The organism is Enterobacter sp. SM3, from assembly GCF_009811935.2.
GTDB classification, from domain to species: Bacteria; Pseudomonadota; Gammaproteobacteria; order Enterobacterales; family Enterobacteriaceae; genus Enterobacter; species Enterobacter asburiae_D.
This window is the reverse complement of record NZ_CP099971.1, coordinates 431,176-453,580: the sequence shown is the minus strand read 5'-3', so window position 1 is coordinate 453,580 and position 22,405 is coordinate 431,176. Positions and strand designations below refer to the sequence as shown.

Annotated in this window: 23 protein-coding genes, 1 tRNA gene and 2 rRNA genes; 13 read left to right on the top strand and 13 right to left on the bottom strand. The window is 54.9% G+C overall.

Going from position 1 to position 22,405, the window contains the following annotated elements; genetic code table 11:
* Nucleotides 1-5 precede the first annotated feature (5 nt).
* Together frdC and frdD are read left to right on the top strand one after the other, a co-directional pair.
* The gene (frdC, locus tag GVO84_RS02030; RefSeq protein WP_111965403.1) at nucleotides 6-401 is read left to right on the top strand and encodes a fumarate reductase subunit FrdC; all 396 of its coding nucleotides are present in this window, start codon (nucleotides 6-8) and stop codon (nucleotides 399-401) included.
* A 10-nt stretch (nucleotides 402-411) separates the two neighbouring features.
* Nucleotides 412-771 carry a fumarate reductase subunit FrdD gene (gene frdD / locus GVO84_RS02025; RefSeq protein ID WP_000609653.1) on the top strand — a complete coding sequence of 120 codons (360 nt, stop codon included), beginning with the start codon at nucleotides 412-414 and terminating at the stop codon, nucleotides 769-771.
* Nucleotides 772-800: 29 nt separating this feature from the next.
* Here frdD and ampR read toward each other — a convergent pair whose 3' ends face one another.
* Nucleotides 801-1,676 (bottom strand): LysR family transcriptional regulator AmpR, encoded by an 876-nt coding sequence (ampR, locus tag GVO84_RS02020; RefSeq protein ID WP_121424835.1) that lies wholly within the window; start codon nucleotides 1,674-1,676, stop codon nucleotides 801-803.
* 132 nt (nucleotides 1,677-1,808) lie between these two features.
* Here ampR and blaACT point away from each other — a divergent pair, with 132 nt between their 5' ends.
* Entirely contained in the window at nucleotides 1,809-2,954 is a 1,146-nt protein-coding gene (gene blaACT / locus GVO84_RS02015; protein WP_159515699.1) for an ACT family cephalosporin-hydrolyzing class C beta-lactamase, read from the top strand.
* 122 nt (nucleotides 2,955-3,076) lie between these two features.
* Nucleotides 3,077-3,607, top strand: a complete 531-nt coding sequence (locus GVO84_RS02010) for a lipocalin family protein (RefSeq protein ID WP_045888999.1) — start codon at nucleotides 3,077-3,079, stop codon at nucleotides 3,605-3,607.
* Here the strand turns inward: GVO84_RS02010 and sugE are convergent.
* Entirely contained in the window at nucleotides 3,604-3,921 is a 318-nt protein-coding gene (gene sugE / locus GVO84_RS02005; RefSeq protein ID WP_006178944.1) for a quaternary ammonium compound efflux SMR transporter SugE, read from the bottom strand. The genes GVO84_RS02010 and sugE overlap by 4 nt on opposite strands.
* A 261-nt stretch (nucleotides 3,922-4,182) precedes the next feature.
* Between sugE and GVO84_RS02000 the strand changes: the two genes are divergently transcribed.
* Nucleotides 4,183-4,782, top strand: coding sequence for a helix-turn-helix transcriptional regulator (locus GVO84_RS02000; RefSeq protein ID WP_121424834.1), 600 nt, complete (start codon nucleotides 4,183-4,185; stop codon nucleotides 4,780-4,782).
* A 38-nt stretch (nucleotides 4,783-4,820) separates the two neighbouring features.
* Here the strand turns inward: GVO84_RS02000 and ecnB are convergent, their stop codons facing one another.
* From ecnB to efp, 3 genes are all read right to left on the bottom strand, one after another.
* Nucleotides 4,821-4,967, bottom strand: a complete 147-nt coding sequence (gene ecnB / locus GVO84_RS01995) for a lipoprotein toxin entericidin B (RefSeq protein WP_047346104.1) — start codon at nucleotides 4,965-4,967, stop codon at nucleotides 4,821-4,823.
* A 108-nt stretch (nucleotides 4,968-5,075) separates the two neighbouring features.
* A complete protein-coding gene (locus GVO84_RS01990; protein WP_032643762.1) occupies nucleotides 5,076-5,207 on the bottom strand; it encodes an entericidin A/B family lipoprotein in 132 nt (43 codons plus the stop codon).
* 58 nt (nucleotides 5,208-5,265) lie between these two features.
* Nucleotides 5,266-5,832 (bottom strand): elongation factor P, encoded by a 567-nt coding sequence (gene efp, locus GVO84_RS01985; RefSeq protein ID WP_010427766.1) that lies wholly within the window; start codon nucleotides 5,830-5,832, stop codon nucleotides 5,266-5,268.
* Between the two features lie 40 nt (nucleotides 5,833-5,872).
* On the opposite strand from efp, the gene epmB reads away from it, so the two are divergent.
* The gene (gene epmB / locus GVO84_RS01980; protein WP_159515368.1) at nucleotides 5,873-6,901 is read left to right on the top strand and encodes an EF-P beta-lysylation protein EpmB; all 1,029 of its coding nucleotides are present in this window, start codon (nucleotides 5,873-5,875) and stop codon (nucleotides 6,899-6,901) included.
* 66 nt (nucleotides 6,902-6,967) lie between these two features.
* Here the strand turns inward: epmB and GVO84_RS01975 are convergent, their stop codons facing one another.
* From GVO84_RS01975 to GVO84_RS01965, 3 genes are all read right to left on the bottom strand, one after another.
* Nucleotides 6,968-7,321, bottom strand: coding sequence for a DUF4156 domain-containing protein (locus tag GVO84_RS01975; protein ID WP_023310115.1), 354 nt, complete (start codon nucleotides 7,319-7,321; stop codon nucleotides 6,968-6,970).
* A 134-nt stretch (nucleotides 7,322-7,455) separates the two neighbouring features.
* Nucleotides 7,456-9,099, bottom strand: coding sequence for a chaperonin GroEL (groL, locus tag GVO84_RS01970; RefSeq protein ID WP_010427772.1), 1,644 nt, complete (start codon nucleotides 9,097-9,099; stop codon nucleotides 7,456-7,458).
* A gap of 31 nt (nucleotides 9,100-9,130) precedes the next feature.
* A complete protein-coding gene (locus GVO84_RS01965; protein ID WP_003855929.1) occupies nucleotides 9,131-9,424 on the bottom strand; it encodes a co-chaperone GroES in 294 nt (97 codons plus the stop codon).
* A gap of 180 nt (nucleotides 9,425-9,604) precedes the next feature.
* On the opposite strand from GVO84_RS01965, the gene yjeH reads away from it, so the two are divergent.
* Nucleotides 9,605-10,852 carry an L-methionine/branched-chain amino acid transporter gene (yjeH, locus tag GVO84_RS01960; RefSeq protein WP_159515367.1) on the top strand — a complete coding sequence of 416 codons (1,248 nt, stop codon included), beginning with the start codon at nucleotides 9,605-9,607 and terminating at the stop codon, nucleotides 10,850-10,852.
* Nucleotides 10,853-10,876: 24 nt separating this feature from the next.
* On the opposite strand, the gene GVO84_RS01955 is transcribed toward yjeH, so the two are convergent.
* Entirely contained in the window at nucleotides 10,877-11,341 is a 465-nt protein-coding gene (locus GVO84_RS01955; protein ID WP_183078920.1) for an FxsA family protein, read from the bottom strand.
* 335 nt (nucleotides 11,342-11,676) lie between these two features.
* Here GVO84_RS01955 and aspA point away from each other — a divergent pair, with 335 nt between their 5' ends.
* The 5 genes from aspA to GVO84_RS01930 all read left to right on the top strand — a co-directional run bounded on the left by aspA (nucleotide 11,677) and on the right by GVO84_RS01930 (nucleotide 17,283).
* Nucleotides 11,677-13,113 (top strand): aspartate ammonia-lyase, encoded by a 1,437-nt coding sequence (gene aspA / locus GVO84_RS01950; protein WP_003855923.1) that lies wholly within the window; start codon nucleotides 11,677-11,679, stop codon nucleotides 13,111-13,113.
* A gap of 115 nt (nucleotides 13,114-13,228) precedes the next feature.
* Complete coding sequence (locus tag GVO84_RS01945; RefSeq protein ID WP_024907357.1) at nucleotides 13,229-14,530, top strand: anaerobic C4-dicarboxylate transporter; 1,302 nt, start codon at nucleotides 13,229-13,231, stop codon at nucleotides 14,528-14,530.
* Between the two features lie 113 nt (nucleotides 14,531-14,643).
* Entirely contained in the window at nucleotides 14,644-14,967 is a 324-nt protein-coding gene (gene cutA, locus GVO84_RS01940) for a divalent cation tolerance protein CutA (RefSeq protein WP_014168278.1), read from the top strand.
* Nucleotides 14,943-16,658 carry a protein-disulfide reductase DsbD gene (locus tag GVO84_RS01935; protein ID WP_159515366.1) on the top strand — a complete coding sequence of 572 codons (1,716 nt, stop codon included), beginning with the start codon at nucleotides 14,943-14,945 and terminating at the stop codon, nucleotides 16,656-16,658. The genes cutA and GVO84_RS01935 overlap by 25 nt, the downstream gene beginning before the upstream one ends.
* Nucleotides 16,659-16,707: 49 nt before the next feature.
* Complete coding sequence (locus GVO84_RS01930; protein WP_159515365.1) at nucleotides 16,708-17,283, top strand: transcriptional regulator; 576 nt, start codon at nucleotides 16,708-16,710, stop codon at nucleotides 17,281-17,283.
* On the opposite strand, the gene GVO84_RS01925 is transcribed toward GVO84_RS01930, so the two are convergent.
* Both GVO84_RS01925 and GVO84_RS01920 read right to left on the bottom strand, forming a co-directional pair.
* Complete coding sequence (locus GVO84_RS01925; protein WP_159515364.1) at nucleotides 17,280-17,870, bottom strand: LysE family translocator; 591 nt, start codon at nucleotides 17,868-17,870, stop codon at nucleotides 17,280-17,282. The genes GVO84_RS01930 and GVO84_RS01925 overlap by 4 nt on opposite strands.
* Nucleotides 17,871-17,906: 36 nt before the next feature.
* Nucleotides 17,907-18,752 carry an AraC family transcriptional regulator gene (locus tag GVO84_RS01920; protein ID WP_159515363.1) on the bottom strand — a complete coding sequence of 282 codons (846 nt, stop codon included), beginning with the start codon at nucleotides 18,750-18,752 and terminating at the stop codon, nucleotides 17,907-17,909.
* 169 nt (nucleotides 18,753-18,921) lie between these two features.
* Between GVO84_RS01920 and GVO84_RS01915 the strand changes: the two genes are divergently transcribed.
* Nucleotides 18,922-18,997: transfer RNA gene (locus GVO84_RS01915), tRNA-Phe, on the top strand.
* A gap of 214 nt (nucleotides 18,998-19,211) precedes the next feature.
* Here the strand turns inward: GVO84_RS01915 and rrf are convergent.
* Together rrf and GVO84_RS01905 are read right to left on the bottom strand one after the other, a co-directional pair.
* Nucleotides 19,212-19,327 (bottom strand): 5S ribosomal RNA (rrf, locus tag GVO84_RS01910).
* Between the two features lie 71 nt (nucleotides 19,328-19,398).
* Nucleotides 19,399-22,304, bottom strand: a 23S ribosomal RNA gene (locus tag GVO84_RS01905).
* Nucleotides 22,305-22,405 lie beyond the last annotated feature (101 nt).

The window sequence follows — 22,405 nt, the reverse complement described above, 5'->3', positions numbered from 1 at the left end:
GCATGATGACGACTAAACGCAAAGCCTATGTGCGGCCTGTGCCGTCCACCTGGTGGAAAAACCTGCCGTTTTATCGCTTCTACATGCTGCGTGAAGGCACGGCGGTACCGGCGGTCTGGTTCAGCCTTGAGCTGATGTACGGCGTTTTTGCCCTCAAGCACGGTCCGGAAGCCTGGGCCAGCTTTGTCGGTTTCCTGCAAAACCCGATCATTGTGGTTCTGAACCTGATCGTGCTCGCGGCCGCGCTGCTTCATACCAAAACCTGGTTTGAGCTGGCGCCAAAAGCGGCGAATATCATCGTAAAAGACGAGAAAATGGGGCCAGAGCCGGTGATTAAAGGGCTCTGGGCAGTGACGATTCTGGTCACTGTGGTCATTCTGTTTGTCGCACTGTTCTGGTAAGGAGACACCTGTGATCAATCCAAATCCAAAACGTTCTGACGAGCCGGTCTTCTGGGGCCTGTTTGGCGCAGGCGGCATGTGGAGTGCCATCATCGCCCCCGTCATCATCCTGCTGGTCGGCATTATGCTGCCGCTGGGGCTGTTCCCGGGCGATGCGCTGAGCTACGAGCGCGTACTGGCGTTCGCGAGCAGCTTTATCGGCCGCGTATTCATCTTCCTGATGATCGTCCTGCCGCTGTGGTGTGGTCTGCACCGTATTCACCATGCGATGCATGACCTGAAAATCCATGTCCCGAGCGGTAAGTGGGTGTTCTACGGTCTGGCGACCATCCTGACCGTGGTGACGCTGATTGCCGTGGTCACCATCTGACGCTTCTGGCCCGCCATCCGGCGGGCCTTTTATTTCTGCATCTTCTCCACCAGCCACTGGGCAAACTCGCGCATTGCGGGCGTTTCTGTCCGTGACTGTAGTCTTGTGAGCCAGTAGCTGCCGAGGTCAATCTGCGTTGCAAACGGCTGCACGATGCGCTCGCTGCTGAGTAAATGGGTAAACATATCGACAGGCGCAATGGCAATCCCTGCGCCTGCCTGCGCGGCTTCCAGCATGGTCACGGACGAATCAAACACCATCACCCGGTGCGTCGGTGAGGGAGGATGTTCACCCGCTGCCTGCATCCACGCAGCCCACTCGTCACGCCGGTAGGAGCGCAGCAGGGTAAACTTCAGGATATCTGCCGGGCTTTTTAGACAGGAGGCAATATCGGGTGTACAGAGCGCAGACAGCGGCGCAGGGCAAAGGAATTCTGCATCGGTTCCATGCCACGCGCCGCCACCGTAGCGAATAGTGTAATCAAGCCCTTCAGCCGCCGGGTCGACGCGATTGTTATGGGTGGAAAGATGAAGATCAATATGCGGATAGCGGCGGCGAAAGTCCGCAAGCTCAGAGAATAAAACCCCTGTGGCAAAGGTCCCTACCACACCTATTTTGAGCTTCTCCTGAGCGCGCTGGCTGGCAAAGCGATCCAGCATTCCGGCGATACGATCGAACGAGTCATTCAGCACCGGCAGTAAATTTTCGCCTTCGGTGGTCAACATCAGCCCACGCGACACGCGGACAAACAGCTGGCAATTAAGGTGCTGCTCCAGCGCCTTTACGTGCTGGCTAATCGCGGAATGGGTGACGTTCAGCTCGATAGCGGCATGCGTAAAACTGAGGTGCCTGGCGGCAGCTTCAAACGCCCGCAGGGAATTAAGAGGAAGATAGCTGCGCGTCATGGCCTCGTCCGTTAGAAAAATTAACAGCTAATGCTAAATTTAACCGTTTGTCAGCCATAGTCAAATCCAACAGACTACAGCGGTCTGACGGGCCCGGACACTCCCTTGAACTGCTATTACGGAAGATAAATGATGATGACAAAATCCCTTTGCTGCGCCCTGCTGCTCAGCACCTCCTGCTCGGTATTGGCTGCCCCGATGTCAGAAAAACAGCTGGCTGAGGTGGTTGAACGGACCGTTACGCCGCTGATGAAAGCGCAGGCCATTCCGGGCATGGCGGTGGCGGTGATTTATCAGGGTCAGCCGCACTACTTTACCTTCGGTAAAGCCGATGTTGCGGCAAACAAGCCTGTCACCCCACAAACCTTGTTCGAACTGGGTTCTATAAGTAAAACCTTCACCGGCGTACTGGGTGGCGATGCGATTGCTCGCGGTGAAATATCGCTCGGCGACCCGGTGACAAAGTACTGGCCTGAGCTGACGGGCAAGCCGTGGCAGGGGATCCGCATGCTGGATCTGGCAACTTATACCGCAGGCGGTCTGCCGTTACAGGTACCGGATGAGGTCACGGATAACGCCTCTTTGCTGCGCTTTTATCAAAACTGGCAGCCGCAGTGGAAGCCGGGTACCACGCGTCTTTACGCCAATACCAGCATCGGCCTTTTTGGCGCGCTGGCGGTCAAACCTTCCGGCATGAGCTATGAGCAGGCCATAACGGCGCGGGTCTTTAAGCCGCTCAGGCTGGACCATACGTGGATTAACGTTCCGAAAGCGGAAGAGGCGCATTACGCCTGGGGATACCGTGATGGTAAAGCGGTACACGTTTCGCCAGGCATGCTCGACGCGGAAGCCTATGGCGTAAAAACCAACGTGCAGGATATGGCAAGCTGGGTGATGATAAACATGAAGCCGGACTCCCTTCAGGATAATTCACTCAGGCAAGGCATTGCCCTGGCGCAGTCTCGCTACTGGCGCGTGGGGGCCATGTATCAGGGGTTAGGCTGGGAAATGCTTAACTGGCCCGTCGATGCCAGAACCGTGGTTGAAGGTAGTGACAATAAGGTAGCACTGGCGCCGCTGCCCGCAAGAGAAGTGAATCCTCCGGCGCCTCCGGTAAAAGCCTCATGGGTGCACAAAACCGGCTCAACCGGCGGGTTTGGCAGCTACGTGGCCTTTATTCCTGAAAAGCAGCTCGGCATTGTGATGCTGGCGAATAAAAGCTATCCGAACCCGGCACGCGTTGAGGCGGCATACCGTATCCTCGACGCGCTGCAGTAAAACATTGCCGGGTGGCGGCTTCGCCTTACCCGGCCTACAAAATCCACGGTGTGACGCCGCACAAAAACCACATTTTCCTTGCCGTCATCTACACTTAACAAAAAAACAGTAAGGAAACTCCTATGCGCATTCTGCCTGTTATCGCCGCGGTGACAGCCGCGTTTTTAGTGGTTGCCTGCAGTTCCCCTACCCCACCGCCTGGCGTTACCGTCGTCACGCCTTTTGATGCACAACGCTTCCTTGGAACATGGTATGAAATCGCGCGCCTCGACCATCGGTTTGAACAGGGCCTGGAGAAGGTCACGGCGAATTACAGTCCGATGGACGATGGCGGTATTCAGGTGATCAACCGGGGCTATAATCCCGACCGGGAGATGTGGCAACAGTCGATTGGGAAAGCGTACTTCACGGGCGACCCGCGACGGGCCGCGCTCAAAGTCTCTTTCTTTGGCCCGTTTTATGGCGGCTATAACGTGATCGCGCTCGACAGAGAGTACCGTCATGCGCTGGTCTGCGGGCCGGATCGCGACTATCTGTGGATACTTTCCCGCACGCCAACTATTTCGTCTGAAATGAAACAGCAGATGCTGGACGTCGCGACCCGGCAAGGGTTTGATGTGTCAAAACTTATCTGGGTAAAACAACCCCATTAATGGGTGCTGAGCTTGAGCCCAATGATCCCGGCCACAATCAACGCGAGGCTGGCGATACGCGCCAGACTCGCTGACTCTCCCAGCAGCAGAATGCCGGTGATGGCGGCCCCTACCGCACCAATGCCCGTCCAGACGGCATAAGCCGTTCCCACAGGCAGCGAACGCATCGCCCAGGATAACAGGACAATACTCACGATCATCGCGGTGACGGTAATGACGCTGGGCGTCAGACGGGTAAATCCGTGGGTGTATTTGAGACCAATCGCCCATACCACTTCGAGCAGGCCAGCAATAAAAAGAATGATCCAGGACATTTCAGGCTCCTTAACTTAATTCAAGTTGGGGCCGTCCCCGGTGAAAGAAACGCTTACGGGTCGTCCCGTAAGGCAGAGATTACGCCCCATATTGTGGTTAGCGTGCTATTTTTTTTCAATCATTTTTTGCTGAACACGTTAAGGCAAGAAATAGCCGCAGTATGGCGCGTAGTTCCGGCATTTAGCACTCATCCGACTTCTCTATGATGATGTGCTTTCTGATGGCAGGAAGCCAAACCACTAGCCGACTGCGAATAAAATATGTTCAAAATTCTTTTGATTGACCGTTGTCACTTCACCCGCACGGGATTTGAAGCATGGCTCAATCATTCCGGTTTGTTCCCGGGACACTACGTTGTGACCGGGCTGAATAATCTGTTCCTTGCCAGAGAGCACATTCTGCAATGGAAACCCACGCTGGTTATCGCTGACCTGTACGGCTTCAGGCAGGATATCCATCATTTTCAGCAGCTCTCGTCCTTGCTCAACGCCAGTGAACGCTTACCGTTTATTTTGCTGCAATCGGGAGAGGACAACGGCATGACAGACTGGCTCGGACAGTTCCCGGTGTGGTCGTCATTGTTGAAAAACGCCAGTCTCGGAGAGGTGGCAACGGTTATCAACGACGCATTGATCTCGCGCTCATGCGCTGAAAGGCCAACGGCAGCCGCCCCCTTGCTGACCCGGCAGGAAGAGAAAGTGCTGACATTGTGGATGGACGGCGCGAGCAATCAAAAGATTGCCGCTCACCTGAGTATCAACGGAAAAACGGTCTATACCTATAAGCGCAATATCCGCATGAAACTGCATATGGATACGCGTTTTTCTCCGTTTTTATCCCTGCAGGAAGTCGAGAATTGACGGTACGGTGAAAGTATCGTGCCGTACCGTCCATACATTTAGTTCTGGGCTTTCGTTGCTGCACCAGAAATAGCATTACCACCGTCGGAGATATCTTCCCCTACGCCGCGGGTGGTATTACATGCAGTCAACACTGTGGAAAGCACAAGGACAGAAAAGATCGCTGCAATTGTTTTCTTAACCATAATATCTTCCTTTTATAGCCAAAGTTGTTTTGTGTATAGCAACTTAAGGATAGACAAGATCCCGTCGTTTGACGGAAAAGGAAGCATTTTTAGGAAAATTAGACGGTGTTAGCTGGCAGCGTGAGAAATGATATGGCCGAGATCCTGGATATCTTCACCCACGCCGCGCGCGGTGTTACACCCGGAAAGCAATGCGCTGGAAAGCGCTAACAGAAGCAGAATTTTAACGGTACGTTTCATCATCCCTGCCTGCAAAAATCAGGCGCAGCGGACGCTGCGCCTTCAATCATGACGTAAATTACTTCACGCGGGACACGTATTCGCCGGAGCGGGTATCCACTTTGATCACTTCGCCAGTCTGTACGAACAGTGGCACTTTAACCACTGCACCGGTAGACAGTTTGGCTGGTTTACCGCCGGTACCTGCGGTATCACCTTTCAGACCTGGATCGGTTTCAACGATTTCCAGTTCTACGAAGTTTGGTGGGGTCACAGCGATAGGCTGGCCGTTCCACAGGGTCACGATGCACTCAGCCTGATCCAGCAGCCATTTAGCGCTGTCACCTACCGCTTTCTCATCAGCAGACAGCTGTTCGAAAGTGGAGTTGTTCATGAAATGATAGAACTCACCGTCGTTGTACAGATAGGTCAGGTTCATATCAACAACATCAGCGCCTTCAGCGGAGTCAGTAGACTTGAAGGTTTTCTCAACACGGGTACCGGTCAGCAGACGGCGCAGCTTAACGCGTGCGAATGCCTGGCCTTTACCTGGTTTAACGAATTCGCTGGCTTCAACCGCGTACGGTTCGCCGTCCATCATGATTTTAAGACCAGCACGAAAATCGTTGCTATAGTACGTTGCCATAAGGCCCTCTAAATTTGTTAACTGGTAGCTAAGCCACAAAATGGCGCATATTGTAACCCTAAACACCCCGTCCAGAGAAGATTGGTTATCGCAACTTGCCGATGTAATCACCAGTCCTGATGAATTGCTGCGTCTTTTAGACCTCGATCAGCACCCAGAGTTGCTTGCAGGCCGCGAGGCAAAGCGCCTTTTCGCCCTGCGCGTTCCCCGTCCGTTTGTGGCGCGGATGGAGAAAGGCAACCCCAACGATCCGCTATTAAAACAAACGCTTACTTCGCAGGATGAGTTTGTCACCGCGCCGGGTTATAGCACCGATCCGCTGGAAGAGCAGAACAGCGTGGTGCCGGGTTTACTGCACAAGTATCTCAACCGCGCCCTGCTGCTGGTAAAAGGCGGCTGTGCGGTAAATTGTCGTTATTGCTTCCGTCGGCACTTCCCTTACGCCGAAAATCAGGGCAATAAACGCAACTGGCAGGTCGCGCTGGACTATATCGCCGCCCATCCGGAGCTGGATGAGATTATTTTTTCCGGCGGCGACCCGCTGATGGCGAAAGATCATGAGCTGGACTGGCTGCTGACCGAGCTTGAAGCCATCCCGCATATTAAGCGCCTGCGTATTCACAGCCGTTTACCGATTGTTATTCCGGCGCGGATCACGGACGGCCTGGTCTCACGCCTGGAGCAGTCTCGCTTGCAGGTGCTGCTGGTGAACCATATCAACCACGCGAACGAAATTGACGATGCGTTTCGCGCGGCAATGGCGCGTATGCGTAAAGCGGGCGTGACGCTACTGAACCAGAGCGTGCTGCTGCGCGGTGTAAACGATAGCGCGCGCGTGCTGGCCGACCTGAGCAATGCCCTGTTTGATGCGGGCGTGATGCCCTATTACCTGCACGTGCTGGATCGCGTTCAGGGCGCGGCGCATTTCATGGTGACGGATGAAGAAGCCCGGCAGATTATGCGCGAACTGTTAACGCTGGTTTCAGGCTATATGGTGCCGAAGCTGGCACGCGAGATTGGCGGAGAGCCGAGCAAGACGCCGCTGGATTTGCAGCTGCGGCAGAACTAAAAAGGCAGGTGGCGCTACGCTTACCTGCCCTACGGGGTCCGGGCGCAGCGCCATCAGCAAGTTAACTCAGTTCGGGCACTTGTAGACCTGGCCGTTCATCTGGCTGGCGGTCGGCACGAAGCTGGACAGCATACTCTGCGTTGGGCTGCTCACGCCGTAAATCACGTTACCGCCCATCGCCGCAGCCTGGTTACGCAGGGCATTCGCCGCACCGCGCATAGAACCACCTTCTTCGCCATGCTGACCTGACATCCAGTTACTTTGCTCACCGGTTGCCGTGCCTAACAGCTGGCATTCACTGCCAGGCTTATCTTCCACAAAGCGAACGCCCTGGCCCGCTGCCGACAGCTCATTGCTGGAGCTACAACCCGCCAGCAGCAATGCTGCCCCTACAATCCCTGCACAGACTTTTACGCGCATGTTATTCCTCGTTTTCAATAAGCTGGACAGTAGTTGTCCGTGTGTAAATCTTATACCTAAAAGATGACCAAAAGAAAAACCCCCGAGCATTTCTGCCCGGGGGTTTTTCACATTCTACGACGTAGAGCGCACGATTACATCATGCCGCCCATACCGCCCATGCCGCCCATGCCAGCAGCACCTAAGTCAGGTGCATCGCCTTTAGGCAGGTCGGTTACCATGCACTCGGTAGTGATCATCAGGCCAGCAACAGATGCCGCGTACTGCAGAGCAGAACGGGTCACTTTCGTTGGGTCCAGGATACCGAAGTCGATCATGTTGCCGTATTCTTCAGTTGCCGCGTTGTAACCGTAGTTACCTTCGCCCGCTTTCACGTTGTTGGTCACAACAGATGGCTCTTCACCGGCGTTGGACACGATCTGACGCAGAGGCGCTTCCATTGCGCGCAGCGCAACTTTGATACCCACGTTCTGATCTTCGTTCTGTGCGGTCAGGCCTGCCAGCTTAGCGGCAACACGCACCAGCGCAACACCACCACCAGCAACCACGCCTTCTTCTACCGCAGCACGGGTCGCGTGCAGGGCATCGTCAACGCGTGCTTTTTTCTCTTTCATTTCAACTTCGGTCGCCGCACCAACTTTGATAACCGCAACGCCGCCAGCCAGTTTCGCTACGCGCTCCTGCAGTTTTTCACGGTCGTAATCGGAAGTTGCTTCTTCGATCTGCTTACGGATCTGACCAACGCGGCCCTGAATAGCGGCTTCTTCACCCACGCCATCGATGATGGTGGTGGTGTCTTTGTTGATCACAACGCGTTTCGCCTGGCCCAGGTCTTCCAGGGTCGCTTTTTCCAGCTCCATACCGATCTCTTCAGAGATTACGGTACCGCCGGTCAGGGTAGCGATATCCTGCAGCATCGCTTTACGGCGATCGCCGAAGCCAGGTGCTTTAACCGCAGCCACTTTCACGATGCCGCGCATGGTGTTAACCACCAGGGTCGCCAGCGCTTCGCCTTCAACGTCTTCAGCGATGATAACCAGCGGCTTGCCTGCTTTCGCAACGGCTTCCAGCACTGGCAGCATTTCGCGGATGTTGGAGATTTTCTTGTCAGCCAGCAGGATGAACGGGCTTTCCAGCTCAACAGCGCCAGTCTCTGGCTTGTTGATGAAGTATGGGGACAGGTAACCGCGATCGAACTGCATACCTTCAACCACGTCCAGTTCGTCTTCCAGACCGGTACCGTCTTCAACGGTGATCACGCCTTCTTTACCGACTTTGTCCATCGCTTCAGCGATCAGTTTACCTACGGTTTCGTCGGAGTTAGCGGAGATGGTACCAACCTGAGCAATGGCTTTGGAGTCAGAGCACGGTACGGACAGCGCTTTCAGTTCTTCAACAGCGGAAGCGACAGCTTTGTCGATACCACGTTTCAGATCCATTGGGTTCATGCCCGCAGCAACGGCTTTCAGACCTTCAGTGATGATCGCCTGCGCCAGTACGGTCGCGGTGGTGGTACCGTCGCCTGCAGCGTCGTTCGCTTTAGAGGCAACTTCTTTCACCATCTGCGCGCCCATGTTTTCGAACTTGTCTTCCAGCTCAATTTCACGTGCTACAGAAACACCATCTTTGGTGATGGTTGGCGCGCCGAAGGATTTATCCAGCACTACGTTACGGCCTTTCGGGCCCAGGGTCACTTTAACTGCATCTGCCAGTACGTTTACGCCGCGGAGCATTTTTACACGAGCGTCGTTCCCGAATTTTACGTCTTTAGCTGCCATGTTCTTATTTCCTCAAATTCTCGTGCGTAAATTACGCTTCAACAATTGCCAGAATGTCGCTCTCGGACATGATCAACACTTCTTCATTGTCGATCTTCTCGGATTTCACGCCGTAGCCATCGTTGAAAATTACGATGTCACCAACTTTAACGTCCAGTGGCTGCACAGTTCCGTTTTCCAGGATGCGGCCCTTACCGACAGCGATGATTTCGCCACGCGTTGATTTGGCTGCTGCAGAACCGGTCAGAACGATGCCGCCAGCAGACTTGGTTTCAACTTCTTTACGTTTGACGATCACACGATCATGTAACGGACGAATACTCATTGATAGCTCTCCTTTGAGAAAGTCATTATCAGTTATGGATGACGCCGGACCGCATGCGGTTTTCCGACTAGTGCCCTGAGAGATGGGGATAGCTTTTTACCCCTTCAAGGGGGGAGTCGAAAAAAAAATTTGCGAAAGTGTTACCATCGCCTCTCTTTTGGTACGGGCAGGGCGATGTCAATGAGTGGACTAAAGCAGGAGTTGGGGCTGGCGCAGGGCGTTGGACTGCTCTCAACCTCCTTGTTAGGTACGGGCGTGTTTGCCGTCCCCGCGCTGGCGGCGCTGGTGGCTGGAAATAATAGCCTGTGGGCGTGGCCAGCGCTGATTGTACTGGTTTTCCCGATAGCCATTGTGTTTGCCATCCTGGGGCGGCATTTCCCCAGCGCGGGCGGCGTAGCGCACTTTGTCGGCCTGGCCTTTGGCCCGCGGCTGCAGCGCGTCACCGGCTGGCTGTTTCTCTCCGTCATTCCGGTTGGCCTTCCTGCGGCGCTGCATATTGCGACCGGCTTTGGTCAGGCGCTGTTTGGCTGGCATAACGAGCAGTTATTGCTGGCCGAGCTGGGTACGCTGGCTATCGTCTGGTGGGTAGGCTCTCGCGGAGCGAGCTCCAGCGCCAACCTGCAGACGCTGGTTGCGGTGCTGATTGTCGCGCTCGTTGCCGCTATCTGGTGGGCAGGCGATATTACAATCAAGGACATTCCCTTCCGGGCGGTGACAGACGTCGACCATTCACAGCTTTTCGCCGCGCTCTCCGTCATGTTCTGGTGTTTTGTGGGTCTGGAAGCCTTTGCCCATCTGGCGTCGGAATTTAAGCAGCCTGAACGCGATTTCCCCCGCGCGCTGATGATAGGCCTGCTGCTGGCAGGCACGGTCTATTGGGCCTGCACCGTGCTGGTATTACACTTCAACGCGTTCGGTGCGGATCTCGCCGCTGCTGCATCGCTGCCGGGTATCGTGGTGGAGCTGTTCGGCGTGAAGGCGCTGTGGATCGCCTGCATCATTGGCTATCTGGCCTGTTTTGCCAGCCTGAATATTTATATCCAGAGCTTTGCGCGGCTGGTGTGGTCGCAGGCGCTCGACAAACCTGAGAATCGCCTCGCGCGCCTGTCTAAACGCCAGCTTCCGCTGAATGCCCTGAATGCCGTACTGGGCTGCTGCGTGCTGAGCACGCTGTGTATTTACGCGCTGAAGATCAATCTGGACGCGCTGATCGTCTACGCCAACGGTATTTTCATCATGATCTACCTGCTGTGCATGCTGGCGGGATGTCGTTTGCTGAAAGGTCGTTATAAAGCTCTGGCGGTCGTCGGGGGCGTGCTTTGCCTGCTGTTGCTGGCGATGGTGGGATGGAAGAGCGTGTACGCGATTGTCATGCTGGCTGGGCTGTGGCTGTTCTTACCGAAACGGCAGAATCGGGAGGCCCGGTAAGCGAAGCGCTACCGGGCAAAAAAATCACCGATCGTCCTTATGATCTAACCGGTCGCGCTGGTCGTCCTTACGCTGGTATTCCCCTTCAAACGTATCGCCCGGCCCGGTACTGAACCCGCCACCCGGCATGCGGTTGAAACGCAGATGCGGCAGCAGCTTCATGGTCAGGTGCTTCTGCACCGGCGGTAACAGCAGCAACAGGCCGAGGAAATCGGTAAAGAACCCCGGCAGGATCAGCAGCAGGCCCGCAATAATCAGCGATACGCTTTTGATCATCTCCGCTGCCGGGCTTTCGCCTGCGGCCATCTTCTCCTGCATTAACAGGAAATTTTTGAAACCCTGATTACGCACCAGCGACATGCCGATGACGGAGGTGAAAATCACCAGAATCAGCGTCAGCAGGACGCCCAGCACGTGGGCAACCTGGATGAAAATGGAAATCTCAATGTAAACATAGAGAAAGAAAGCAATAAACGGTATCCAGCGCACTGGCATCTCCTGTGTGGCAAGGGCCGTCGGGCCCCTGTCTGAATGTGTTCGCGACGCGCGTTTGTATGAAATGGTGACGATTAGCGAAAATTCAATCAGTTTGCACGGATATTTTTTTTGGAAATATTAAAGCGGTGACCCATTTCACAGATTAATAATTATCATGGAATCGGCTCGATAATAAGTGATCCAGCTTACGGCAATTCGCTATCATCAGCATATGATCTCGAGCATCTGGCTGATTGAGGGAATAATCGTCGGCCAGAAAATATTCAAAACCACATATATACTGTGTGTTTAGTACAATCCATCGGCAGCTTGAAAAGAAGGTTCACATGTTAAACAACATTCGTATCGAAGAAGACTTGTTGGGTACCAGGGAAGTTCCAGCGGATGCCTACTACGGTGTTCACACTCTGAGAGCGATTGAAAACTTCTACATCAGCAACAGCAAAATCAGCGACATCCCTGAGTTTGTCCGTGGCATGGTGATGGTGAAGAAAGCCGCAGCGCTGGCCAACAAAGAGCTGCAAACCATTCCTAAAAGCGCGGCAAATGCGATTATCGCGGCCTGCGATGAAGTGCTGAACAACGGCAAATGCATGGACCAGTTCCCGGTTGACGTCTATCAGGGCGGCGCGGGCACCTCCGTCAATATGAATACTAACGAAGTACTGGCAAACATTGGCCTGGAGCTGATGGGTCACCAGAAAGGTGAATACCAGTACCTGAACCCGAACGACCACGTTAACAAATGCCAGTCCACCAACGACGCCTACCCTACCGGCTTCCGTATCGCGGTGTATGCCTCTGTAGTGAAACTGGTAGATGCGATCAACCAGCTGGGTGATGGCTTCCAGCGTAAAGCGGTTGAGTTCCAGGACATCCTGAAAATGGGTCGTACCCAGCTGCAGGACGCGGTGCCGATGACGCTCGGCCAGGAATTCCACGCGTTTAACGTGCTGCTTAACGAAGAGACCAAAAACCTGCTGCGCACCTCCGAGCTGCTGCTGGAAGTGAACCTGGGCGCAACCGCCATCGGTACGCGTCTGAACACTCCGGACGGCTATCAGCAGCTGGCGGTACAGAAGCTGGCTGAAGTCTCTAACCTGCCGGTTGTGCCTGCAGAAGACCTGATTGAAGCGACGTCCGACTGCGGCGCCTACGTCATGGTGCACAGCGCCCTGAAACGTCTGGCAGTGAAACTGTCCAAAATCTGTAACGACCTGCGCCTGCTCTCTTCCGGTCCGCGCGCAGGCCTGAACGAAATCAACCTGCCAGAACTGCAGGCCGGTTCGTCCATCATGCCAGCCAAGGTGAACCCGGTTGTGCCAGAAGTGGTGAACCAGGTTTGCTTCAAAGTCATCGGCAACGATACAACCGTGACCATGGCCTCTGAAGCCGGTCAGCTGCAGCTGAACGTGATGGAGCCAGTGATTGGCCAGGCGATGTTTGAATCTATCCACATCCTGACGAACGCCTGCTACAACCTGCTGGAAAAATGCATTAACGGCATCACAGCGAATAAAGAAGTCTGTGAGGGTTATGTCTATAACTCCATCGGGATCGTCACCTACCTCAACCCGTTCATCGGTCACCACAACGGTGACATCGTCGGTAAGATTTGTGCCGAAACCGGTAAGAGCGTACGTGAAGTGGTGCTGGAGCGCGGGCTGTTGACCGAAGCTGAGCTGGACGATATCTTCTCGGCCCAGAACCTGATGCACCCGGCATATAAAGCAAAACGATATACCGATGAAAGCGAACAGTAACCGTTCAGGCTAGGCTTCTTAAGGCACGTCACTTGTGACGTGCCTTTTTTCTTTTTAGGCGTTACCAAAATACAACAATTCAATATCAACTTGTTAATAAGCAAGGAAGGTCCTTATGTTTGGAGCAGAACTCGTCATCGTCTTGTTGGCGATTTATTTGGGAGCAAGACTCGGGGGTATCGGCATCGGTTTTGCTGGCGGTCTCGGGGTGCTCGTTCTTACCCTCATCTTTCAGATTAAACCCGGCGCAATCCCGTTTGACGTTATCGAAATCATCATGGCAGTTATTGCCGCTATCGCCGCCATGCAGGTGGCTGGCGGTATGGACTACCTGGTGAGCCTGGCGGAGCGTATGCTGCGCCGCCATCCAAAATACATCACCTTCCTTGCCCCGCTGGTGACCTGGTTTATGACCATTCTCGCCGGTACGGGCCACACCGCCTTCTCTACGCTGCCGGTGATTACCGAAGTGGCGAAAGAGCAGGGTATCCGCCCGTCTCGTCCGCTCTCTATTGCCGTCGTCGCGTCCCAGATTGCAATTACCGCCTCGCCGATTTCCGCTGCGGTGGTCTTCTTCGCCGGTATCCTTGAGCCGATGGGCGTGAGCTACCTGACGCTGCTGGCGATCTGTATCCCGGTGACGCTGATTGCGGTGATGATCACTGCCGTGCTGTGTAACTTCCTCGGCGCTGAGCTGAAAGACGATCCGGTGTATCAGGAACGTCTGGCAAAAGGTGAAGTGAGCCTGCGCGGCAGCCAGGTCTTCGAGCTGAAGCCGCACGCAAAACGCTCCGTGCTGCTGTTCCTGATCGGTATTGTCGCCGTCATGTTCTACGCGACCGCTATCAGCGATACCGTGGGGCTGATCCAGAACCCGGTCCTGCCGCGTAACGAAGCGATTGTGGTGTTTATGCTGACCATCGCGACGCTGATTAGCATCACCTGTAAAATTGATACCAGCGAAGTGCTGAACGCCAGCACCTTCAAATCCGGTATGAGCGCCTGCGTGTGCGTCCTCGGCGTAGCCTGGCTTGGTGATACCTTCGTGAAAGCGCACATCAGTGACATCCAGACCGTAGCCGGCGACCTGCTGCACAACTACCCGTGGCTGCTGGCGGTGGTGCTGTTCTTTGCCGCTACCCTGCTTTACTCTCAGGCGGCGACCACCAAAGCGCTGATGCCTGCGGCACTGATGCTGGGCGTTACCCCGCTGACGGCGATTGCCTCTTTCGCGGCGGTTTCTGCCCTGTTCGTTCTGCCAACCTACCCAACCCTGCTGGCGGCGGTGGAGATGGACGACACCGGCTCAACCCGTATCGGTAAGTATGTGTTTAACCACGCGTTCCTGATCCCGGGCGTGGTCGCCATTTCACTTTGCGTGATCCTCGGCTTTATCATTGGCGGCGTGGTGCTGTAAACGGTGAGTGGTTGTAAAAATAGTTAAAATCGGGCCGCTCTGCGGCCCGTTTCATTAATGACCAACCGCCTTGCGTGATATAGTGAAGCCTTTCGTGATGAGGAGGTCGACTTGTGAACACGCCTGATGCTGTTGTCGTACTGTGTACCGCCCCTGATGAAGCCTCTGCCCAGGATCTCGCCGCCAAAGTGCTGGCCGAAAAACTGGCTGCCTGCGTGACGCTCCTCCCCGGTGCCACCTCCCTTTATTACTGGGAAGGCAAGCTGGAGCAGGAGTACGAAGTCCAGATGTTGCTCAAAACCAATCTGGCGAATCAGCAGGCGCTCCTGGACTGCCTCAAATCTCATCATCCTTACCAAACCCCGGAACTGCTGGTCTTGCCAGTGGTTCATGGCGATAACGACTATCTCTCATGGCTCAACGCTTCCTTACGCTGATCCTGCTGCTGTGCAGCACGTCAGCTTTTGCCGGGTTGTTTGACGCGCCCGGCCGTTCGAACTTCATCCCTGCCGACCAGGCGTTCGTTTTCGACTTTCAGCAAAACCAGCACGATCTCAGTCTTACCTGGCAGGTGAAAGAGGGCTATTACCTCTATCGCAAGCAGGTGAGCATTACCCCTGCCCAGGCAAACGTGGGCACCCTGCAGATGCCCGCAGGCGAGTGGCACGAGGACGAGTTTTACGGCAAGAGTGAGATCTATCGCCAGCGCTTAAGCGTGCCCGTTACGGTGAATCAGGCCGATAAAGGCGCAACGCTGACGGTGACGTATCAGGGCTGCGCCGACGCGGGATTCTGCTATCCGCCGGAAACGAAGGTCGTTCCGCTCAGCGAAGTTAAGGCTGCCGCCGCTATTCCCCCTCTCCCCTCAGGGGAGAGGGCCAGGGTGAGGGATGAAGGAGAAGGCGAAGCCGCGCCAGACCTTCCGTTCTCAGCGCTTTGGGCCTTGCTGATCGGGATCGGCATTGCCTTTACGCCGTGCGTGCTGCCGATGTATCCGCTCATCTCTGGCATAGTGCTGGGCGGTAAGCAACGGCTTTCCACCGCACGCGCCCTGCTGTTGGCCTTTATTTATGTGCAGGGCATGGCGTTGACCTACACAGCCCTTGGTCTTGTGGTTGCCGCTGCCGGGTTACAGTTCCAGGCCGCGCTGCAGCATCCTTACGTCCTTATTGGCCTGTCGGTGGTCTTCATCCTGCTGGCACTGTCGATGTTCGGCCTGTTTACCCTGCAGTTACCCTCGGCTCTGCAGACTCGCTTAACGCTGATGAGTAACCGCCAGCAGGGTGGCTCGGCGGGTGGGGTATTCGCGATGGGAGCCATCGCCGGTTTGATTTGTTCCCCTTGCACCACCGCACCGCTGAGCGCCATCCTGCTCTATATCGCCCAGAGCGGCAATATGTGGCTCGGCGGCGGAACGTTGTACCTGTATGCCCTGGGCATGGGCCTGCCGCTGATTCTGGTCACGGTTTTCGGCAATCGACTGCTGCCGAAGAGCGGCCCGTGGATGGAGACGGTGAAAACCGCGTTTGGCTTTGTCATCCTCGCGCTGCCGGTGTTCCTCCTTGAGCGTATCATCGGCGATGTCTGGGGCTTGCGCCTGTGGGCGATGCTTGGCGTAGCATTCTTTGCCTGGGCGTTTATCGTCAGCCTGGGGGCGAAACAGCCATGGATGCGCCTGGTGCAAATCCTTCTGCTCGCTGCCGCGCTGGTGAGCGTACGCCCTCTGCAGGACTGGGCGTTCGGCACACCGGTGGGTCAGACGCAAGCGCATCTGAACTTCACCCAGATTAAAAACGTGGATGAACTCAACAGCGCCCTGGCAGAGGCAAAAGGCAAACCAGTGATGCTCGATCTCTATGCCGACTGGTGTGTCGCCTGCAAAGAGTTTGAAAAATATACCTTTAGCGATCCGCAGGTGCAAAGCGCCCTGAAAGAGACCGTTTTGCTCCAGGCGAACGTGACCGCCAATAATGCGCAGGATAAAGCTCTGCTGAAGCAGCTTAACGTGCTCGGGCTGCCAACCATTCTGTTCTTCAATCAACAGGGCCTGGAGCAGCCAGAACAGCGTGTAACCGGGTTTATGGATGCGGCGGCATTTAGCGCGCATTTGCGCAATCGCCAACCGTAAACAACACTTTAAACGGGACAAACCGTTGGGAATAGCGGAGGAGATAACCGTGCAACGTGAAGACGTACTGGGACAAGCCCTGCAACTACTTGAGATTCAAGGGATCGCCAGCACCACGCTTGAGATGGTAGCCGACCGTATCGATTATCCCCTGGATGAACTTAAGCGCTTCTGGCCGGATAAAGAGGCGCTACTCTATGATGCCCTGCGCTATCTCAGCCAGCAGGTTGATATCTGGCGCAGGCAACTAATGCTGAATGAAGAACTGACCTCGGAGCAAAAGCTTCTGGCGCGCTATACCGCCCTGACGGAATGCGTCAGCAACAACCGGTACCCGGGTTGTCTGTTCATCGCCGCCTGCACTTATTTTCCCGACCCAGGCCATCCTATCCACCAGTTGGCGGATCAGCAAAAACGGGCGGCGCATGACTTCACCCACGAGCTGCTGACCACGCTGGAAGTCGATGATCCGGCGATGGTGGCGAAGCAGATGGAGCTGGTGCTGGAAGGTTGCCTCAGCCGCATGCTGGTGAACCGTAGCCAGGCCGATGTGGATACGGCACACCGTCTGGCGGAAGATATTTTGCGATTTGCTCAGTGTCGTATGGGCGGAGCACTGACCTAAGCCAGGATGCCCGCCCAGGCAGAGACGAGAAGACACAGCGCCATCAGGCGCTGAAACCGCACCATCGCCACGGTGGTGCGAAAAATTCGGTTCACCGCTTTACCCAACCACGCCCAGCACATCAAACAGACTATTGAGATCAGCAGAAACCATAGCGCCATTAGCGCAATATCCCGCAATGCATGGTCGCCAGCAGGGGCAAACAGACTGACGACGGCCAGCGCCATCATCCAGGTTTTCGGGTTCACGATCTGCAGCAGCGCCGCCGCCTGAGCGGTGAATCGGATACGGTTCTCAGCGGAAAGACGGGCGGCCGGAGCGCGAAACAGCTGCCAGCTCATCCAGCTTAGCCACAGCACGCCTGCCCAGCTCATTATCTGACGTATCAGAGGATACTGACGCAGCACTTCTCCTGCGCCCGCGCCTGATACCAGCACGATCGCACTGGCCGTGATACACCCGCCCAGAATAGCAGGTACGGTATTTTTTACGCCAAAGTGCTGGCTGTTCGTCAGCACCAGGATATTGGTTGGCCCCGGCGTAATGGAGGCAACAAATGCGAACAACAGAAAGGGTATCAAACTCACAGGTGGCTCCTTTTTATTAGAGCCATGAATGTGCCGTTATTTTTTGGAAACGTCTGGAAGGTTTGTGCACAACCGGCGGTAGTGTGCAGGAGAGATACGGTAAGCCCGCTGAAACCATCGCCCCAGATGGCTTTGATCGGCAAAACCCACTGCGGCAGCCACATCAACGGGCTGGTCACCGCGTGCCAGCAGCTGTCGGGCCTTTGCCAGACGCAGCTGAATAAGCCATGCGTGGGGCGCCAGGTTGAACTCGCGCTTGAAACAGCGCGTCAGGGTAAAGCGATCCGTGCCCGTCTCGCGCGCAAGGTCTGACAGCCCCACGTTCTCACCGATATGGGCATAGAGATAGTCGCGCGCACGATGCGCCACGGCAGCGCTTTGTAACTGCGACGGCAGTTTCTTACGCCAGTGGCAATGGGCGGTGATCCGGGAGAGCAGATTATCCATTGTGCTCTGCTGAACGATTTTCATCTCGTCATTATGCAGGGTAGAGAATGTCTCACCGATAGCGCACACCAGCTGCGGCTCCCGCGTCAGCGTTTGGGCAAAGTGGAGTGAATAACTCCCGGGAGTCGATTCGTAGAGCCCCTGTAGCGCATGGGTAAGCCAGCGCTCATCAAGATAGAAGGTCAGATAGGTAAAACCGCCCTCTACAGGCGCATCTCCGTCGTGAATTTCTCCAGGCTCGAGGAGAAATGCGTCGCCCGGCTGGCTACGATGACGCTCACGGCGGCAATGAAACTGCTGCGTGCCGGAGAGGGTTATCCCTACCAGATAGCTATCGTGCCAGTGCGGATCAAAGGCATGCCCTTCGAAATGCGCTTTAATCGTCTCAATACCCGTATCTGCATGCTGACGCAGTTCAAGCCAGTCATTCGTCATACTGCCCTCCTCTTACTCTCAGCATTGCCGTATCACACAGGTACTGTCTGGAAGATTTGTGCATTTTCGCGGCGAAAGCGGACAGATTGCCGCAAACTTAAGCAGTTGAACAGCTTTTCCCGAAATAATGTTGACGATCGGGCGTGATTGCGGTTTAATGCGCTCCGTTGCCCGGATAGCTCAGTCGGTAGAGCAGGGGATTGAAAATCCCCGTGTCCTTGGTTCGATTCCGAGTCCGGGCACCACTATTTAAAGAACCCAGCCTATGGCTGGGTTTTTGCTTTTCTGCGTTTATAAATCCCTTCTTTGTATTCTTGTTTCTCTTTGTCGTGGGATCGTGCGACCTGCGTTGCCGGATGGCGGCTTTGCCTTATCCGGCCTACTAAGCCACTCGGCATGATTTCTGACGCACAAAGCAAAAAACCCCGCACCTTACGGTACGGGGTTCTTCTAATTGATGCCTGGCAGTTCCCTACTCTCACATGGGGAGACCCCACACTACCATCGGCGCTACGGCGTTTCACTTCTGAGTTCGGCATGGGGTCAGGTGGGACCACCGCGCTAAAGCCGCCAGGCAAATTCTGTTAAATCTGTATCAAGCTGAGTTGAATGTGTCGTCTCTTCGCCGAAACAGCTTCGGCGTTGTAAGGTTAAGCCTCACGGTTCATTAGTATCGGTTAGCTCAACGCATCGCTGCGCTTACACACCCGACCTATCAACGTCGTAGTCTTCAACGTTCCTTCAGGACTCTCAAGGAGTCAGGGAGAACTCATCTCGGGGCAAGTTTCGTGCTTAGATGCTTTCAGCACTTATCTTTTCCGCATTTAGCTACCGGGCAATGCCATTGGCATGACAACCCGAACACCAGTGATGCGTCCACTCCGGTCCTCTCGTACTAGGAGCAGCCCCCCTCAATTCTCCAGCGCCCACGGCAGATAGGGACCGAACTGTCTCACGACGTTCTAAACCCAGCTCGCGTACCACTTTAAATGGCGAACAGCCATACCCTTGGGACCTACTTCAGCCCCAGGATGTGATGAGCCGACATCGAGGTGCCAAACACCGCCGTCGATATGAACTCTTGGGCGGTATCAGCCTGTTATCCCCGGAGTACCTTTTATCCGTTGAGCGATGGCCCTTCCATTCAGAACCACCGGATCACTATGACCTGCTTTCGCACCTGCTCGAGCCGTCACTCTCGCAGTCAAGCTAGCTTATGCCATTGCACTAACCTCCTGATGTCCGACCAGGATTAGCTAACCTTCGTGCTCCTCCGTTACTCTTTGGGAGGAGACCGCCCCAGTCAAACTACCCACCAGACACTGTCCGCAACCCGGATTACGGGTCTACGTTAGAACACCAGCCATTAAAGGGTGGTATTTCAAGGTTGGCTCCACGCAGACTGGCGTCCACGCTTCAAAGCCTCCCACCTATCCTACACATCAAGGACCAGTGTTCAGTGTCAAGCTATAGTAAAGGTTCACGGGGTCTTTCCGTCTTGCCGCGGGTACACTGCATCTTCACAGCGAGTTCAATTTCACTGAGTCTCGGGTGGAGACAGCCTGGCCATCATTACGCCATTCGTGCAGGTCGGAACTTACCCGACAAGGAATTTCGCTACCTTAGGACCGTTATAGTTACGGCCGCCGTTTACCGGGGCTTCGATCAAGAGCTTCGCGTTACCGCTAACCCCATCAATTAACCTTCCGGCACCGGGCAGGCGTCACACCGTATACGTCCACTTTCGTGTTTGCACAGTGCTGTGTTTTTAATAAACAGTTGCAGCCAGCTGGTATCTTCGACTGATTTCAGCTCCACCCGCAGGGGCTTCACCTACATATCAGCGTGCCTTCTCCCGAAGTTACGGCACCATTTTGCCTAGTTCCTTCACCCGAGTTCTCTCAAGCGCCTTGGTATTCTCTACCTGACCACCTGTGTCGGTTTGGGGTACGATTTGATGTTACCTGATGCTTAGAGGCTTTTCCTGGAAGCAGGGCATTTGTTACTTCAGCACCGTAGTGCCTCGTCATCACACCTCAGCGTTAATAAACGACCGGATTTACCTAATCGTTCCGCCTACATGCTTAAACCGGGACAACCGTCGCCCGGCTAACATAGCCTTCTCCGTCCCCCCTTCGCAGTAACACCAAGTACAGGAATATTAACCTGTTTCCCATCGACTACGCCTTTCGGCCTCGCCTTAGGGGTCGACTCACCCTGCCCCGATTAACGTTGGACAGGAACCCTTGGTCTTCCGGCGTGCGGGCTTTTCACCCGCATTATCGTTACTTATGTCAGCATTCGCACTTCTGATACCTCCAGCATGCCTCACAGCACACCTTCAACGGCTTACAGAACGCTCCCCTACCCAACAACACATAAGCGTCGCTGCCGCAGCTTCGGTGCATGGTTTAGCCCCGTTACATCTTCCGCGCAGGCCGACTCGACCAGTGAGCTATTACGCTTTCTTTAAATGATGGCTGCTTCTAAGCCAACATCCTGGCTGTCTGTGCCTTCCCACATCGTTTCCCACTTAACCATGACTTTGGGACCTTAGCTGGCGGTCTGGGTTGTTTCCCTCTTCACGACGGACGTTAGCACCCGCCGTGTGTCTCCCGTGATAACATTCTTCGGTATTCGTAGTTTGCATCGGGTTGGTAAGCCGGGATGGCCCCCTAGCCGAAACAGTGCTCTACCCCCGAAGATGAGTTCACGAGGCGCTACCTAAATAGCTTTCGGGGAGAACCAGCTATCTCCCGGTTTGATTGGCCTTTCACCCCCAGCCACAAGTCATCCGCTAATTTTTCAACATTAGTCGGTTCGGTCCTCCAGTTAGTGTTACCCAACCTTCAACCTGCCCATGGCTAGATCACCGGGTTTCGGGTCTATACCCTGCAACTTAACGCCCAGTTAAGACTCGGTTTCCCTTCGGCTCCCCTATACGGTTAACCTTGCTACAGAATATAAGTCGCTGACCCATTATACAAAAGGTACGCAGTCACACCACGAAGGTGCTCCCACTGCTTGTACGTACACGGTTTCAGGTTCTTTTTCACTCCCCTCGCCGGGGTTCTTTTCGCCTTTCCCTCACGGTACTGGTTCACTATCGGTCAGTCAGGAGTATTTAGCCTTGGAGGATGGTCCCCCCATATTCAGACAGGATACCACGTGTCCCGCCCTACTCTTCGAGTTCACAGCCTGTGTGCTTTCGTGTACGGGGCTGTCACCCTGTATCGCCGGACTTTCCAGACCGTTCCACTAACACACAAGCTGATTCAGACTCTGGGCTGCTCCCCGTTCGCTCGCCGCTACTGGGGGAATCTCGGTTGATTTCTTTTCCTCGGGGTACTTAGATGTTTCAGTTCCCCCGGTTCGCCTCGTTAACCTATGTATTCAGTTAACGATAGTGTGTCGGAACACACTGGGTTTCCCCATTCGGACATCGCCGGGTCAAAGGTTCATATCACCTCGCCGGCGCTTTTCGCAGATTAGCACGTCCTTCATCGCCTCTGACTGCCAGGGCATCCACCGTGTACGCTTAGTCGCTTAACCTCACAACCCGAAGATGTTTCTTTCGATTCATCATCAAATTGCGAAAATTTGAGAGACTCGAACACACCATTAAAGATGTGTCGTTTCAATTTTCAGCTTGA

Bases quoted from the DNA above. Each gene is read 5' to 3' on its own strand.
- GVO84_RS01990 (WP_032643762.1), bottom strand. From the start codon at position 5,207: ATGAAACGTACCGTTAAAATTCTGCTTCTGTTAGCGCTTTCCAGCGCA.
- epmB (WP_159515368.1), top strand. From the start codon at position 5,873: ATGGCGCATATTGTAACCCTAAACACCCCGTCCAGAGAAGATTGGTTA.
- ampR (WP_121424835.1), bottom strand. From the start codon at position 1,676: ATGACGCGCAGCTATCTTCCTCTTAATTCCCTGCGGGCGTTTGAAGCT.
- GVO84_RS01935 (WP_159515366.1), top strand. From the start codon at position 14,943: ATGGCTCAACGCTTCCTTACGCTGATCCTGCTGCTGTGCAGCACGTCA.
- GVO84_RS02010 (WP_045888999.1), top strand. From the start codon at position 3,077: ATGCGCATTCTGCCTGTTATCGCCGCGGTGACAGCCGCGTTTTTAGTG.
- aspA (WP_003855923.1), top strand. From the start codon at position 11,677: ATGTTAAACAACATTCGTATCGAAGAAGACTTGTTGGGTACCAGGGAA.
- GVO84_RS01945 (WP_024907357.1), top strand. From the start codon at position 13,229: ATGTTTGGAGCAGAACTCGTCATCGTCTTGTTGGCGATTTATTTGGGA.
- blaACT (WP_159515699.1), top strand. From the start codon at position 1,809: ATGATGACAAAATCCCTTTGCTGCGCCCTGCTGCTCAGCACCTCCTGC.
- GVO84_RS02000 (WP_121424834.1), top strand. From the start codon at position 4,183: ATGTTCAAAATTCTTTTGATTGACCGTTGTCACTTCACCCGCACGGGA.
- GVO84_RS01920 (WP_159515363.1), bottom strand. From the start codon at position 18,752: ATGACGAATGACTGGCTTGAACTGCGTCAGCATGCAGATACGGGTATT.
- yjeH (WP_159515367.1), top strand. From the start codon at position 9,605: ATGAGTGGACTAAAGCAGGAGTTGGGGCTGGCGCAGGGCGTTGGACTG.
- GVO84_RS01965 (WP_003855929.1), bottom strand. From the start codon at position 9,424: ATGAGTATTCGTCCGTTACATGATCGTGTGATCGTCAAACGTAAAGAA.
- sugE (WP_006178944.1), bottom strand. From the start codon at position 3,921: ATGTCCTGGATCATTCTTTTTATTGCTGGCCTGCTCGAAGTGGTATGG.
- frdC (WP_111965403.1), top strand. From the start codon at position 6: ATGACGACTAAACGCAAAGCCTATGTGCGGCCTGTGCCGTCCACCTGG.
- groL (WP_010427772.1), bottom strand. From the start codon at position 9,099: ATGGCAGCTAAAGACGTAAAATTCGGGAACGACGCTCGTGTAAAAATG.
- GVO84_RS01975 (WP_023310115.1), bottom strand. From the start codon at position 7,321: ATGCGCGTAAAAGTCTGTGCAGGGATTGTAGGGGCAGCATTGCTGCTG.
- ecnB (WP_047346104.1), bottom strand. From the start codon at position 4,967: ATGGTTAAGAAAACAATTGCAGCGATCTTTTCTGTCCTTGTGCTTTCC.
- efp (WP_010427766.1), bottom strand. From the start codon at position 5,832: ATGGCAACGTACTATAGCAACGATTTTCGTGCTGGTCTTAAAATCATG.